The 16,193-nt window shown below is 44.7% G+C and carries 12 protein-coding genes; 2 read left to right on the top strand and 10 right to left on the bottom strand.

Annotated features, from left to right (window positions below; all coding sequences use genetic code 11):
* Window positions 1–4: 4 nt before the first annotated feature.
* Window positions 5–907: an outer membrane beta-barrel protein gene (locus tag ACO1NU_RS12285; RefSeq protein ID WP_448818922.1), complete on the bottom strand. Its 903-nt coding sequence runs from the start codon at window positions 905–907 to the stop codon at window positions 5–7.
* Window positions 817–2,760 carry an outer membrane beta-barrel protein gene (locus ACO1NU_RS12280; protein WP_448818782.1) on the bottom strand — a complete coding sequence of 648 codons (1,944 nt, stop codon included), beginning with the start codon at window positions 2,758–2,760 and terminating at the stop codon, window positions 817–819. Before ACO1NU_RS12280 ends, ACO1NU_RS12285 begins: the two co-directional genes overlap by 91 nt.
* Window positions 2,761–2,868: 108 nt before the next feature.
* Here ACO1NU_RS12280 and ACO1NU_RS12275 point away from each other — a divergent pair, with 108 nt between their 5' ends.
* Window positions 2,869–3,480, top strand: coding sequence for a hypothetical protein (locus ACO1NU_RS12275; RefSeq protein ID WP_448818781.1), 612 nt, complete (start codon window positions 2,869–2,871; stop codon window positions 3,478–3,480).
* On the opposite strand, the gene ACO1NU_RS12270 is transcribed toward ACO1NU_RS12275, so the two are convergent.
* The 7 genes from ACO1NU_RS12270 to ACO1NU_RS12240 form a co-directional block, all read right to left on the bottom strand.
* Window positions 3,481–3,726: a hypothetical protein gene (locus ACO1NU_RS12270; RefSeq protein ID WP_448818780.1), complete on the bottom strand. Its 246-nt coding sequence runs from the start codon at window positions 3,724–3,726 to the stop codon at window positions 3,481–3,483.
* A 4-nt stretch (window positions 3,727–3,730) separates the two neighbouring features.
* On the bottom strand, window positions 3,731–5,287 hold the full coding sequence (locus ACO1NU_RS12265; RefSeq protein WP_448818779.1) for an FAD-dependent oxidoreductase: 1,557 nt from the start codon (window positions 5,285–5,287) through the stop codon (window positions 3,731–3,733).
* A gap of 193 nt (window positions 5,288–5,480) precedes the next feature.
* Window positions 5,481–5,720 (bottom strand): hypothetical protein, encoded by a 240-nt coding sequence (locus ACO1NU_RS12260; protein ID WP_448818778.1) that lies wholly within the window; start codon window positions 5,718–5,720, stop codon window positions 5,481–5,483.
* 62 nt (window positions 5,721–5,782) lie between these two features.
* Window positions 5,783–6,448, bottom strand: a complete 666-nt coding sequence (locus ACO1NU_RS12255) for a DUF6766 family protein (protein ID WP_448818777.1) — start codon at window positions 6,446–6,448, stop codon at window positions 5,783–5,785.
* Between the two features lie 3 nt (window positions 6,449–6,451).
* Window positions 6,452–8,392, bottom strand: coding sequence for a 1,4-alpha-glucan branching protein GlgB (gene glgB, locus ACO1NU_RS12250; protein WP_448818776.1), 1,941 nt, complete (start codon window positions 8,390–8,392; stop codon window positions 6,452–6,454).
* On the bottom strand, window positions 8,376–11,738 hold the full coding sequence (treS, locus tag ACO1NU_RS12245; protein ID WP_448818775.1) for a maltose alpha-D-glucosyltransferase: 3,363 nt from the start codon (window positions 11,736–11,738) through the stop codon (window positions 8,376–8,378). The genes glgB and treS overlap by 17 nt, the downstream gene beginning before the upstream one ends.
* Window positions 11,739–11,748: 10 nt before the next feature.
* Window positions 11,749–13,707, bottom strand: coding sequence for an alpha-1,4-glucan--maltose-1-phosphate maltosyltransferase (locus ACO1NU_RS12240; protein WP_448818774.1), 1,959 nt, complete (start codon window positions 13,705–13,707; stop codon window positions 11,749–11,751).
* A 274-nt stretch (window positions 13,708–13,981) separates the two neighbouring features.
* Here ACO1NU_RS12240 and ACO1NU_RS12235 point away from each other — a divergent pair, with 274 nt between their 5' ends.
* A complete protein-coding gene (locus ACO1NU_RS12235) occupies window positions 13,982–14,263 on the top strand; it encodes a hypothetical protein (RefSeq protein WP_448818773.1) in 282 nt (93 codons plus the stop codon).
* 186 nt (window positions 14,264–14,449) lie between these two features.
* Here the strand turns inward: ACO1NU_RS12235 and ACO1NU_RS12230 are convergent, their stop codons facing one another.
* The gene (locus tag ACO1NU_RS12230; RefSeq protein ID WP_448818772.1) at window positions 14,450–16,189 is read right to left on the bottom strand and encodes a RagB/SusD family nutrient uptake outer membrane protein; all 1,740 of its coding nucleotides are present in this window, start codon (window positions 16,187–16,189) and stop codon (window positions 14,450–14,452) included.
* Window positions 16,190–16,193 lie beyond the last annotated feature (4 nt).

Here is a 16,193-nt window from a genome sequence, read left to right as displayed (position 1 = left end):
TTTATCATTTCTTTACTCCTCCTCCCATTTTGTTAAAGTCCCAGATAGCTGATATCATATAATTGCGTCTTATTGTATTATACCTGTTCTCGACTACGATGTTATTATACGAGCTCCTGTTTATCCCTTTATTTTGATTTAGAAGATCATTACCACGTAACGTAAGCCTGAAAGCTTCCGACTTGAAAAACTTTTTCTCGATTCGCGCATCTATAATCAACCTTTCAAAATCCTCATTAAAAGACTGCGTCTTTTCCCGGAATTCGTATCGAGCATTCGAGGCAATCTGGAACTTACCAGGTAAATAGACGGCAAAAGCTCCGTAGGAATTGAATGTATATCCGTTATTATCTACATCCGGCTGCAGCGATGATTCATTTGTACTGTAGCCCGGATTGAACGATATCGAAAATTCGTATTTCTTCTGTTTATACTTTGAAATTTGCAGCCCTCCGTTATAGTTATAGGATTCAGTCTTATTTAGTGCTTCATTCGCGTAGTTATAAAATGTATTACCATATACACCCAGATTTAGACCCACGTTGATAATGCCGAAAAGCTTTCTGTCGAAATAAGCATTTAAAGATAAATTAGACGGCTGCTTACTAGATAAGTTCACCGATCTGTATACCGTCCTTCCAGCAGAATCCGTTGTCGTGTTCTGAACGATCTGATTTGACGTAAACGAATAGCTGCTATAAAGCGATATATATTGCTCACTCATCACTTTATAGGAACTATAATTCATATCAAACCTGCTTCTAAACGAGGGACGCAAGTCAGGGTTTCCTTCAACTACATTCAAAGGATCATCATTCACCCGTATAGGCTGTATCTGATTAATAGAGGGTTGTGAGGTATTTCCCGAATAACTGACACGGAAAGATTCTGCTGTGAAAAGCGGTATTGATAGCTGGCCTGAGGATTCCAGTTAATAAAGTTTCGTGAATACACCTGTCCACTATAAAGATCCTTTTGGCTAAAATCCACGGTACTTGCTTTTGTTCCTGCATTGAATGTCGCCTTATCCTTCTTATAGTTGAAGCTCGCACCACCCTCATGATACGTTTCGTCCACCTCAAAATTATTGCTGAACGCCGAATCAAGACGGTCATATTCTCCTGATGAAGACATGTTGTAAGACCTTCTGTCTGCTGCACTATTCCGAAGGTTTAAACCATAATTGAATATCAGAGAGAGTGATGTATTCAAAGGTTCTGTGTAAGTGACGTTCGTGCGGAAGGAAGAGTTTCTGCTGTCATTTTTCTTTAACTGATCAATAACTTGTGTTCCCTCTCTCTCCCCATTCTGTCCAAAAAATTCATTTGTCGAATTAAGGTAACCGGTTGTTTCATTCTTTCTCAGATCCTGACTTGCTAAAAGCGAGAATGTCCGACCTTTCTTTTTTAGCTTTTTCGTATAAAGCGCACTGGCAAAGAACTGTTGTTCCGTTCCTTCATTTGTATTTGTTCGTCTGCTAGTATTCAGCAGCGTTCCATCCCCCCGGCCACCTGTGGAAAAATAAGATTCATTCCTGTCAACGTCCGAGACCCCACCGTCGACGATAACTCTTATTGTACTACTGGTGTCAAGTTTAACCTCATAAGTGGCATCTAACTTTTGTCTAAAGGTCATGTTATTGTAGTCACTTGTGGCATTGCTATTGATAGTTCCTGTAGGGAGATTATTCTGGGTTACCGTACTTGAATTACCATCAACGTCCAGATGAGATATCTTGTAGTTGGTATTAATCGACTGCTTGTCGTCGTTCCATTTTGCATCGTAATGCAATCCTCCATTTCTCGAAACCGGTATTCCTTGCCCGTTGTAATCTGACCGCTCACCCGAAATATAGATGCCTCCCCCATCACTTACCTGCACTCCACTGCTGTATTTACCTGCATCTTCCCAACCCAGGCTGACCGTTCCATCATTGCCCCCCAACCCATAAGCCGAAAACTTCCGCTTACCTTTAAATATATTGATCATCGACTGTCCCCGGTAAAAATCATCCGTACCGCCGCCCGCCTCGAGCTTTCCAAAATAGCCACTTTTCTTATCTTCCTTCAGCTTGATGTTCAAAGTCTTGGTTTTCTCACCATCATCAATACCGGTAAAAGTTGCCTGATCACTCTTCTTATCATACAACTGCACTTTATCAACCATATCCGCACGGATATTCTTAGTTACCAAAGTCGGATCATCTCCAAAGAACTCCTCTCCGTCTACCAAAACCTTTTTAACGGTCTCGCCCTGGGCCGTGATCTTACCGTCTTTGTCTACCTGAATGCCAGGAAATTGCTTCAACAGATCCTCCACCCTTGAATTAGGCTGGATCTCAAAACTGCCTGCATTAAATTCGGTTGTATCTCCCTTCACCTTCACGGCTACAGCTTTTGCTTTTACAAGAACCTCTGCCAGGAGATTAGCCTTCAAAATAAGCTTAACCTGTCCTATATCCTTTTCCTTCTTTGTCGAATCAATCTGGATATATTCGATATAATCTGCATAACCGGGATAGGTCATCATCAGAATATGCCTGCCTGGCTTAAGCTTACTCAACTGAAACTCTCCATTTGCATTGGTCCGGCCAAAATCCTTTAGAATAGAATCTTTAGCACTCATCATGCTTACGGAAACATTGACCATCTTGATATTGGAAGCAGTGTCAATTACGGAGCCTCGAAGGGTGTGCATCTGCTGAGCCATCAACGGCATAGTGATAAACACGCAAATAATGATAAGGAAGGTTAATTTCATATAGGTTTAAAGGTTTATCAATAATAGAAATTTTCATCCGCTGTTGCAGCACCTTTCATGTTAAAATTTGTTAATAACGTGTTGAAATTCTACCAGATAAAAAAATCAATGAAACACGAGAATAAAAATATTCCTGAACAGCACGAGGGTATCCAAACAGATACGATCTCGTCAGTCAAACACGAGTCCGAAAGAGGGGCAATTGAACATTTCCTGGTGGTCAAAGCCCGGCTGCTCAATATATCAGAGTGGGATAAAGTCTGTGGGAGAGCCTCAGCGAATTTCAAGCTGACAGACGCGTTCGGCAATCCTGTAACAAGGAAGCCGGCTCCAGGAGATCACATCAGAATTGATCTACCTCCACCGAAAACAGATGATGGCGAAGGTTACGAATGGGTGATGATAGAGCAGGTAGACGATCAAAGCGATTCTTCTTCGGACGAAGAATACCTGGCGATTAAGGTACATCCGACTAAAAGTCCTTTAAACAGCAAAAGGGCCGTGGCTCATTTTTTCGAGCCTGAAACAAGTTCGACTTTCCTTGTGAAGAGGAGCCGATCATTTATACAGGCAGAGGTTCATGGACGAAACGAAGTACCCAACACACATGCCGGAAGCCTGTGGGGTAAGGTAAGAAACGTGTTTGTGGCCCTGGGCGCTATGTTGGGGGTGTCCAAGCTTCAATGGAAAAGCCTGGTCAGAGGCCTCGTAAAGAAGTAATCAGTTAAAATGATCATCAATACGAAGCCCGATCTCATCGGCCAGATCTTCATCGGCTTTGCCTTCGGTCCAGATCCAGCGGCCGGGTGTTTGCCTTTTCAACTTTCCCAGGTCTTTTCCATCTGTCGACACGGCAAATGTCGCCTCGGTATTTATTTTATGATATACAGGGGTGATAAAAAAGTTCCTTATCAAACCCTCTGTATTGACCAGAACATGAAAAGGTTCATCAAAGTGAGATATCATGCTTTTATTCGTTAATATCGATCTTTTGTAAGTCTTTCCGGGGAGGACCTGTAAGTACCTTCCCATGGATGTCAAAACGTCCTCCATGACATGGGCAATCCCAGCTCTTCTCCGTACCATTCCATTTTACAATACAGCCGGCATGAGTGCACACCGGGTCTAATGCATGGACCCCTCCGTCTCCGTCTTTATATACAGCAATTTTTTTATCCTCGTATTTCACCACGGTTCCTGAATCTGCTGCAAGTGAACTGACAGAATCTAATTTTGAAATCTTTACCCGGTCTGCAATATAGCGATAGGCTACATCTGCATTCTCCCGCACAAACTCCTTAAAGCCCGCTACGGGCTTCAGACGTGCCGGAACAAATAGGGAGCTGAAAGGACTCTCACGTTCCAGTAAAATATCTTTCAAAAGCAATCCAGAAAAGCTTCCCCAGGTGATTCCGTTTCCACTAAAGCCTGTAGCTGTATAAACTCCCTTATCTGCAGAAGGCAATTCTCCGATATACGGTAAACCATCAGCCGACTCATAATACTGAGCTGACCATCTGTAATCTACAGACTTTACGCGAAAATGGGCACGTAGATACTGCTCCAACCTTGCAAACGATTCTTCGGGTTCCGAGTGTCCTGTTTTATGATCCTCACCTCCGAGTATAAGATATTTCTTACCCTCTATCTCATGTGATCTGAAGTAGTGATAGGGATCCTTCATGTCGTATATCAACTCGTCTGGACAGCCATCTTCCAGTTGAGCTGCCAGGACGTAGCTGCGATAAGGAGCACACCTCAAATGAAGAATATTGATCCCGGGTGGAATATGTGTTGCGTATACTATTTTCCTCGCGCGGAGAGTAATCCGCTCACAGGTAAGTGTGTGGATACCCTCCTCCAAGTGCGTTTCCTGTACTTTGTTATTTTCCAAAAGCAGCCCCCCTTGAGATGTGAAGGCCTTCGCCAAGCCGTCGAGATATTTGATCGGATGTATTTGCGCCTGGTTTTTGAATACGATGACAGATTCATATTCGAGCGGAATGGGCAAACGGCCGGCTTCCTCAACATCTACACCTGCCCTCTGAGAAGCTGCGAGAACTTCTTTCAAGCTCTGTGCCTCTTCTTCGTTTTCTGCAAACATATAACCATCGCGAAAACTAAAATCACAGTCGATATTATACTTCTTGATCAGATTATACATCAGCGCTATGGACTCCATTGTTGCAGCTGCAACCAACTTGGCATTATCAGGACCAAAGTCTCTCTCGATAATATCGTAGGAGGTATCCAGCATGGTGTTAATGTGAGATGTCGTACCACCTGTAGTGCCGAAACCAAGTTTCTCCGCCTCAGTAACTACACAGTTTAGACCTTCTTCCTGCAACAATAATGCAGTTGTCAATCCGGTGATACCTCCACCAACGACAACCACATCGAACGTTTTTGAAACCTCTCCTTCTTCTGACTGCGTCAGTCGGGAACTGGGATCATTGCGTTGCCATAAGCTTTTTGTCTTAGCATCCCGTTGATTCGGGTAGCCGGGTGTATTTTCTGATGTCATCATATAAATAGATTGTCTCCTATAAACAGACGAGGCGGAATAAGTTTTTGGAAGAATCGTATTTTGTCCGGGGAAGCTGTGCCGGCTTAGACTCGCCGGAAACGCAGGTTTAGATTCGGGTACAGGAGATATACCCGCGAGATAAAGGAAGAAAAGCCGGAATCGTTTAAAATACTTGATTCCGGCTCGTTCAGAATTAATCGTGTCCTTCAGTCTTTACAATCTTGTTGTAAATTCCGAGCAGAAGAAATGGTGCAGCCCACTGGCCAACGAATAAAGCAGTGTGCTTTTTGTTCATACATTTTAATGTAAGGGATACTCCCATCGAAGCTAAAGCAGCCCATAAAAATACGTCTGACGGTATTTTGGCTGTTTGCTCCTCAATTACCCTCGCAACGGGCCCTTCTTTGTGTGTTGGATTTACGTTTTCTAACATGGCATGTTCATTTATAAGATGTAAAGAATTAACAGCTTACGATATCTTTTGTTGAGATTATTTTACTTTCCCGTCTCTGAATGGGGAGCGTCTACAGGCTTGGACTCCGGGGACCCTTTTTGACGCAGATAGATTGTCAGTATCACGATGGAGGCCACAGACAAGAATTCACTTTGCCAGTTTTGGAAAGTCTCAAACCAGAAAATTGGCTCCGAAAGAAAAGCAAATATGTCGACCGCAGGCTTTTGATCCAATGCTTGTTCCACATTGTAGTCCTGCCAGCTTCCGTAAAGATGAAGCCCCCAGCTCACAAAAAACAAAGTAATAAATGCGATCGAAAGCGAGTTGCTGTAAAGCTTCAGCACCCAGCCTCCTTTACGAACCGCCCATGGCGCGTTGGGTGATGGCTGTGGCGTTCTGTCTACCTCTTCCTCTCCTTCCAGCTGCTTGGACTCAGCTGAGCCGCGCTGACGTAGACTAATCGTTAGCACAACGTATAGCGCCATCTGCAGAAATTCACTTTGGAAGTTCTCGAACGTTGCCGAGATGAAATGCCCGGAAGACAGGTAATCTGAAAACAAAAGCTGTTGTGCCCCGCCTGTCGCAAGATCTTCATTGTGTTCCCTCCAGCCTGTCCAGGCCTGTGCCATCCAGGTCACTACAAACAAGAACAGGAAAACGATCGACAAGCTGTTTCTGCAAAAAAAAGTCCTGCGATACCTGCTCATACATCAAAAGATATAATCAGGGTTCCCACGCAAAAACCTGAGTACCGTTACACCTAATGGAGGCACGGAAACGGAAAGCGAATGTGTGAAACCACTTACCGGCACCGGGAAAGCTTCAAGGTCTCCATGATTCAGTAGATCACTGCCGCCATATTTTAAATTGTCGGAATTTAGTACTTCTTCATAAAAGCCGGGAGTCGGAACACCAACTCTATAATTATGTTGCGCCTCAGGCGTAAAGTTGGCAATAAACAGTAGCTCTTCTGCACCCGACTCTCCTCTTCGAATCCAGCTTAGCACACTACGTTCCGCATCGCAGCAATCAATCCATCTGAATCCTTCCGGACTGAAGTTTAGCTCATACATTGAAGGGCTTCTATAAAGAGCATTGAGATCTTTGACCAAGGTCTGTATACCCTTATTCAACGGGTGATGATTCTCATGCCAGTCGAGACTATAGTCATGTTGCCACTCGTGTGCCTGACCAAACTCGCCTCCCATGAAGATCAGCTTCGCTCCGGGGTGTCCATACATGTAAGCGTACATCAGCCTCAAATTAGCAGCCTTTTGCCAAGCGTCACCGGGCATCTTGTTGATCAATGATGCCTTCCCATGAACTACCTCGTCATGAGAAAGGGGTAAGCAGAACTTTTCAGAAAAAGCATATACGAGACTGAAAGTTAACTGGCCATGATGATATTGGCGATAAATGGGTTCTTTCTGCAGATAACTAAGCGAGTCATGCATCCAGCCCATCATCCATTTGAGATCAAAGCCCAGTCCTCCTTCCGATACAGGATGTGTAACCCCCGGCCATGATGTTGACTCTTCTGCAATGGTAATAACATCAGGAAAGAAGTGATGAACTGCCTCATTAAATTCCTGAAGGAAACTAATAGCTTCCAGATTTTCTCTTCCTCCGTATATATTCGGTATCCATTCCCCTTCTGATCTCGAATAGTCCAGATATAGCATAGAAGCTACAGCGTCAACCCGTAATCCATCAATATGAAACTTATCCAACCAATAAAATGCATTCGATATGAGAAACTCTCTAACCTCATTTCTCTCCAAATTGAAAATGTTGCTTTTCCAGTCCGGGTGAAATCCTTTTCTTGGATCGGCATATTCATACAAATGTGTTCCGTCGAAGTACCCTAACCCATGTTCATCAACCGGAAAATGCGAGGGAACCCAATCCAGAATAACACCTATCCCTGCCTGATGCAACTGATCAATCAGGTACATGAAATCTTCAGGTGTACCGAAACGGCTCGAAGGAGCGAAATAACCGGTCAACTGATATCCCCATGAGCCGAAAAAAGGATGCTCCATTACCGGCATAAACTCCACATGAGTGAAGCCCATATATACACAATATTGCGGAAGTTGCTCTGCCACTTCACGATAGGTTAGAAAACTTCCGTCCTCTCCGTTCTTTCTCCATGAGCCGATGTGCATCTCATAGATAGATATCGGCTTTTTCAATGCATGCTGCCGTTGGCGACTTTGCATCCACTCTCCGTCTTCCCAGATATATTGACAATCCCAGACGACAGACGCCGTCTGCGGAGGGGTTTCCCAGTGAAAAGCATATGGATCACCCTTTTCAACACTATAGCCATTCACTCCCTCAATGAAATACTTAAAATATTCAGTAGGTCCCACCCCTGGAACAAAAGCCTCCCAGATTCCTGATCCATCCCACCTTACGTTCATCGGGTGCCTTTGCCTGTCCCAGCCATTGAAATTCCCGATAACGGAAACAAAACGGGCGTTTGGCGCCCAAACAGCAAAATACGTCCCTTCCGTCTCCTGGTAGCGAATCGGGTGTGCACCCAGCTTGTTATACAGATGATAATGTTTACCGGCCCTGAATAATGATATATCGAAATCGGTAAACATAGAAAAATGCGTATTCGGAAGACTACCTGACATGTTCATTCTGATTAGATTTAGTTTGATGAGCACGATAATTACTCATTATGGCCTTGATCCCCCTCATTGGCACCAATACCCATCCCGGACGGTTATTCAACTCATAGTTAAGCTCATAAATAGCTTTCTGAAGAAGAAATGTCTGTAACAACACGCCAAGATCCTCTTTTTCCTTCGGAATAAATCTCGCTCCCTTCACACGCTCCAGATACGCCTGCATGAAAAATCCGCTCATGTAATGATACCATTGTTCTGCATAAGGCAGCAGCTTACTCACATCTTCTTCACGTATCAGGTTATCCAGGAACAAGCTTCCATAAGCCGCATATCGCAATGATTCTATCATCCCGGCAACATCTCTCAGTGGAGAGTATTTCAACCGTCGCTCGCTATAGCTCTTTGCGGGTTCCCCTTCAAAATCGAGTATAATAAAATCCTTTCCCGTAAAAAGAACCTGGCCAAGATGATAATCTCCATGTATCCGGATCTTGGTCACATCTATCTTTCTTTTATATATAAGCTTTAGTACGGATAGAATTTCTTCTTTCATGCCCAGCAACTCTGATGCTTCACTCCTGTATTTCTCAGGCAGCTTCTTCAAATTCTTATTCAGGCTTTGGAAAGTCACCCTTACCAAAGACTGAAGGGATGAGAAAAGAGATCGCTGATAATGAAGCGAGTAATCTTCAGACTTGAAGGCTTCCAGTTTTTCTCCTGAAGCAAGTGCCAGGTGCATTTCCGCGGTGCGGATCCCGAGTAATCGTACATTATCGGAAACCCTTCCGTCAAGAAGTGCTTTGAAGTCTTCAGGGATTTCTTCATACGTCGCCGGATGTAGTAAATTTCCTTTTACTTCCGTGCTAATTGCCCCCAGGTTGGGATTAGACAAGATACTGTCGTTGAAGTCATTCAAACGATCAAGCATATATGTCCACCCGTCGCTGTTGCTCTGAACCATCTCCTGCATCATCGCAAGAACCATAGTGCCTTTTTTAAATTTCCACTCTACAGATCCGATAAAGGCTGGTATATGCTTGAACTTCGCATGCTTGGTCAGATAATGTGTCACCTCCATATCCGCGTTAATGGCGAGATCGACCTTCCGGTAGAACTTCATGAAGAAACAATTATCGTAAGTCAGCGACGTATTACTTTGCTCTGCTGATACTACTCTCGGTTTAATCTTTTCGTGGCTGTTAACATATTTCTTCAGCTCACGGGTGCCACCAAATGTAAGCTCCCCATTCTTTAGGGTTACATCCTGATTATTTCCTATTCTCCGGATCAAGGCGTCCTGAAGGTCAAAACCATACAGGGCATCATAGAGGATAGCATCCTCAGAACCTACCCGTATCGCAGCAATAATAGACTGCGGACAGCTTTCCTGAATTTTGAAAGAGAATTGCCCCCTTCCTAAAGTTACCGGTAACTGATAGAGATCTGGCAGCCCATTCTGGTAGGACACCTCAATTAGAAGAAACACAGCGGAATTTTCCGCCAGAGGTACAGGTGCATGATCAATAATCTCAATACGCTCTACTCCACGCCCTTTCCCACCAAACCAGCGCATTCTCATCATATAATCAGGCAATACTTTCGTCTCAAGAAACTCCAGATTTTGTGACTCAGTCAGTTCTTTCCACTTTCCTATCTCAAGTACCTCTGAATGTTCTTTATCTAGCACCTCTACCCGTTCATCATGCAGAACAAAGCACTGACAGGAATGTGGACTCAGCATAAACATATAAGGCTGCTCCAGCTTAATAACAGGGAAACGGTTGTGACTAAAAACTTCCATCGGCACGTGACCTGCATATTCGTCAAGGTCCAGTTCAGCAGATTGAATGAACCGTGATAGATTGGCTACGACAAGCACTTTCTGGTCCTCGTAGCAGCGGATGAAAGCAAGAACCTTCGAGTTTTCCGAATGAATAAACTTCATGTCTCCCCGGCTTAAGGCCTTATATTTCTTACGCATGCTGATGACACGCTTAGTCCACCACAAGAGAGACGATGTGTTTGTACGCTGAAGCTCAACGTTTACTGATGAATAATGGTACTGCGGATCCAAAATCATCGGCAGATACAGCTGCTGCGGATTAGCCTTAGAAAAACCGCCATTCCGGTCTGCATCCCATTGCATTGGGGTACGTACACCGTCGCGATCACCGAGGTAGAAATTATCACCCATACCAATCTCATCACCATAATACAATACAGGTGTTCCTGGCAAGGTGAAGAGTAACGAATTCAACAGTTCAATCTTATTGCGATTGTTCTCCATCAAAGGAGCTAAACGATGTCTTATCCCCAGGTTGATGCGGGCCTTCGGATCCTTGACATACGTTTTGTACATATAATCCCGCTCCTCGTCTGTCACCATTTCCAGCGTCAGTTCATCGTGATTCCTCAAGAATATAGCCCATTGGCAGGTTTCAGGGATTTCTGGTGTCTGGTCGAAAATATCTGTGATTGGATAACGGTCTTCCATCTGCACCGCCATAAACATTCGGGGCATAACAGGGAAATGATAATTCATCTGACACTCGTCCCCATCGCCAAAATAAGACGCGGAATCTTCCGGCCACATATTGGCTTCCGCCAGCAATAAGGTTCCGGGATACCGTTCATCAACGTAGCTCCGGAGGCGCTTCAGAAATGCATGCGTCTCAGGCAGATTCTCGCAGTTTGTACCGTCGCGCTCAAAAAGATACGGCACAGCGTCCAGGCGAAACCCATCAACGCCCATTTTACACCAATAATCCATCATCTTAAATACTTCCTCCTGAACCGCAGGGTTATCGTAGTTCAGGTCGGGTTGATGAAAGAAAAAACGATGCCAATAGTATTGTTGAGCCACCGGATCCCAGGACCAGTTAGATGCCTCGAAGTCTTGAAAGATGATCCGGGCGTCTTTGTATTGGGTCGGATCATCTGTCCACACATAGTACTCTCTGTGCGGTGAGCCCTTGGGCGCCTTTCGCGCACGCTGAAACCATGGATGCTGATCAGATGTATGATTGATAACAAGCTCAGTAATGACTTTCAAATTTCGCTTATGTGCCTCTTTCAGCAGCAACCGAAACTCTTTTATCGTTCCATAAGAGGGATTGATGTTGTAGTAATCAGCTATATCATAACCATCATCTCTTAATGGTGAAGGGTAGAAAGGCAACAGCCATATAGCCGTTATACCCAGATCCTGCAGGTAATCCAGCTTCTGCAGAAGCCCTTGAAAATCTCCAATCCCGTCGCAATTTCCATCATTAAATGCCTTTATATGCAGTTCATATATCACTGCATCCTTATACCAGTGCAGCTTGTCGTCCAATTGAGTTATCTTCTCGGGCATGTCTTATAGGTTAGATTTTTATAGGTTCGATTTTAAATATATGTGCAGGCATTTCGTAGGGATTCAACTGAACGTAATTCCACTCCTCCTGCCAGGTATAGGTGCTTCCACTCAAAAGGTCCTTCAACTTATAGGCCTCTCCCTGAACCATTCCGAGTTCAGCCAGAGGAAGACGCACGTGAGCCCCTTGCAGATGATGAACATCGAGATTTACAACCACCACCATCCTGTTTTTTGAATCCGGGTCATATTTCACAAAGCACAGTATATGCTCACTGGTTGTCTCTGCGAAAGTGATATTCCACGTTGTTTGAAAAGCCGGGTTTTGCTGCCTGATCTTGTTCACCCTCACAATAATCTCCTTGATACGGGTATAATGGCCCCAGTCCCAGGTTTTAATCTCATACTTTTCGTTATCAGTGTACTCCTCCTTTCCTGGATGAGGGGTATTGATACCGAACTCATAGACCGGACCATAGATTCCGTAGCTGGAGGAAAGCGTAGCGGCCAATATGAGTCGCATAATGTGCGCATTCTCCCCTCCGGAGGAGAGTGAAGGCGGCAGAATATCTGGTGTATTCGGCCAGAAGTTGGGCCTGAAAAAATAACGCATAGGTGAAGCTGTCAGCTCATTCATATATTCCTGCAGCTCCGTCTTCGTGTTTCTCCATGTAAAATAGGTATACGACTGATTAAAACCTGCTTTTCCAAGCCGCTCCATTAAACGCGGACGGGTGAAAGCTTCTGCCAGGAAAATAATCTTAGGATGCACCTTTCGCACTTCGCCAATCATCCATTCCCAAAACGGAAATGCTTTTGTATGCGGATTATCGATCCGAAAGATGGTCACTCCCTTATCAATCCAGTAATCAATTACGCTCTTTAGCTCACTCCACAAGTTCTCCCAATCCTCGGTCTCAAAATTGATGGGGAGGATATCCTCGTATTTCTTTGGCGGATTTTCTGCATACTGCACAGAGCCATCAGGACGCCACTTAAACCATTGAGGATGCTCCTTGACGTAAGGATGATCAGGAGCACACTGGTAAGCGATATCCATGGCTACCTCGATATTCTGACTCCTTGCTTCTGCAACAAGTTCCATAAAATCCTCCAGTGTACCCAGTTCAGGATGGATATCCTTGTGCCCCCCCATACGGTTGCCTATTGCCCAGGGAGATCCCGGATCACCTTCCACAGGTGTTAGAGAATTATTCCTCCCCTTTCGGTTTTTCTCTCCAATAGGGTGTATGGGCGGAAAATACAGCACATCAAAACCCATTTTCGAAACACGAGGAAGGAGGCGCTTCACATCCTGAAATGTTCCATGTGCGCCTTCAACAGCAGCGGCAGAACGCGGAAATAGTTCATACCAGGTACTATAAGCTGCCTTCTTTCTTTCCGTTTCAATCCTAAGGGAAGGAGAATCAGTAATAAGTTGGGGATCTTTATACTGCCTGACGACATTGTATACATCGCTTTGCAGTGCCAAGGCAACGGCCTCTTCGACGCTTTTTGTCTTTTTCAATACCTTGACCCAGGAGTTCAGGAGCTTTTTATGATCTTTTCCAGCCTTGTTCAAGGCCTGGGTAAGCAGGTCAGCACCGATAAGCAACTCTACCTGCAGATCCTGACCAGCCTCATACTTCTTCTTCAGTCCTTTGCGCCAGGTTGCATAATGATCTACCCAACCCTGTATTTTGAAGCTGTAAACACCGGTGCTGCTGGTCTTCAGCCGGAAAGTCCAATGATCATTGAAGGTCGGATCCATATAGAATTCGATCCAGCCCTCACTCCCGGGATATTGAACTAACACGCTTGCGTCAATCTCGTCGTGACCGTCACTGAATACATCTGCGGAAATCGTCACATACTCGCCTTCTGCAGATTTTGCCGGATACCGTCCATCCTCTACGTTCGGGGATATGTTACTGATCACAACGCGCTTTCTACCATTCAAATCATTCATGCAATCTTTGTTATTTAAATCACTTACAGAACTCTTACTTTAGTACACGCACCGATGGATACCAGTGTTTACCGGATAGTTATGGTGTCTTCATTAGGTACATGGTCCTACAACAACACTTTTAAAATTTATGTTTGATGATTCCCTGAATTGTTCTGAGACGAGCAAGACAGCCAATTACGAATCGTCAATCTATTAGGAATCAACCAGTAGTAATCTAGTAGTGGCACAGTTTTAGATAAGTCATCAATATCTACTACTTAATTCTACTACTATGAAACATTTCATCGTTCCTATTTTAGCTATCATTTCTATAGCGCTCCTTTCATTGAGTGCGTCAGGCAGCAAGGTGTTAATCAGTCAACGCATCGTCAGTCAGGATACCGTAGATACAAACGTAAATCCTGTACCGACGCCTGCCCCTACTCCCCTGCCCAGTGACTCTACTCCAAGCCCGCATCCATCACCAACCCCACTGGATCCCAGACCAACGGAGCCAGGTCCAAAACCTATAGCACCACCAACTCAGCCGAAGCCGACTGATCCCAGACCCTGAACGCTGAGCGAATCCGAGATGTAGATTTCACCTTTCGGCAGTACAACGCGGGAACCTATCTGTGTATCTGTTTAGACGCGGGATGGTAATAATTACGCCTAAAAATCGGACTACAAAATCCCTTAAAACAAAATAGGCTGCCCTTTTTGGGGACAGCCTATTCAACCTCATATAAAAATTCCTTGCTTAGTAACCTGGATTTTGCCCGAATTCAGCACCATTCAGAAGAGAGTTTAGCTCTTCTTGTCTGATCGGACGAAGGATATGGAAGTTCTTAACTTCGGTAATATCCGGATTCTTCGCTCTGATATAAGCCGCGAAAGCATCTCCGTTAGTTCCGCTGCCCAGCATACGCTTCAAGTCAAACCATCTGATATGCTCACCAGCTAACTCACGTGCTCTTTCATCAAGAATGAATTCTTTATTGATGTCAGATGCGGTAACCAGCATCTCTGCAGTACGGTCTGCAGGAGCTTTTACAGCTGCACGTCTGCGCAATACGTTGATCATCTCTGCGGCCGCACCCTTGTTTCCGAGCTCCATTTCAGCCTCTGCGGAGATCAGGTACATTTCAGCAAGACGCATCACGATCACGTCTTTGAACCCTGGCTGTGCGTTTGCGTTGGTACGATCCGGATCCATGAATTTCTTCATGTTTACATAGAAACGACCGTTCACAATAGTTCTGTTGGAATTATAGACATCGTTCCTGTCATATACCACGTAGGTCTTAAGTGCCTTGTTTGGTATAACGTTTTTGGTAGCAACCATGGCAGTATCGCCGATATTGATCTTCTTTCCTACAAGGCTTGCGTCTTTTCCATAGGCTGTAACATCAGCCGCTGTCCACGTATAAGCCTTGTTCGCAATCCATACTTCCTGAAAGCTGCCATTATAACGCGCATCTTTGCTTGCATCAAAAAGGTCAAGTAAGTGTAATGAAGACATCAGGCGACGGCTGCTCTCGTATCCGTTGGCGAGATCTCTCTCCAGACCGGGTCTGCCGTTGTATGGCGCCTGGAAAACCTGGTATAAACGGTTACCATTCAGGTCAGCGTTCAAACCGAAGTTTGAAGAGTTACTGATCACATACAATGCTTCTTTGTTTCCTTTATTGTTAGAAGGTTTCCACATATCGGCATAGTTCGCCCAAAGGTCTACGCCAAATTCACCTTTTTTATTAATGACCTCATTAGCCGTATTACGTGCTTTGGTAAAGAAGTCTGCACGCTCCGTACCTGATGCATAGTATGCTCTTGACAGGTATGCTCTTGCCAGAAATCCGAGGGCCGCCTGCTTGCTGGCACGGCTGTATTCGTTACCCCAGTCTTTCTTTAAAGGAAGGTTTTCAGAAGCGAACTGCAGGTCTGAAAGAATCAGAGTGTAGAAATCTTCCACGGAGCTGCGTTTAGCAGTCAGTACACCTGCAGGATCGTTAGTTTCCTCGGTTCTGAGCATCACACCACCCCATGTTTCAACCACATGCCAGTAGTAAAAAGCGCGCATGAAACGAAGTTCAGCTAAACGCTTGTTCTTTTCCGCCTCGTTGGTGAAACCAGCTTGATCGATTCTGTTGATACCAGCATTACACTGGTTGATACCTCTCCAGAGAAGGGTCCATGCAGCACGGTTCGGGTTACCTGTCGCAGCTCCAAGTCCGGCATATTGTGTAAGCTGAGCAGCATAGCTGCCTTTATCGCTGTTATACCAAAGGTCTGATCCGGATTCCGACATAAATACGCCGTCTTCCTTACCGTACCAGTTTCTTTGCTGCTGGTAAGCTGAGTTCACCAGGGTAACAAATCCTTCGGGAGTGTTCCATACTGCTTCAGCTGTGCTGCCAGATGGGTTATATTCTTCGAGATCTCTACAGGAAAATAAGGTTACACTTACCATCCCCGCGATTGCTATATTTCTTAATTTCATTGTT

This window comes from Arcticibacter sp. (genome assembly GCF_053551015.1).
Note: the sequence above shows the minus strand (reverse complement) of the source record. Positions and strands in the feature narration are given on the sequence as shown.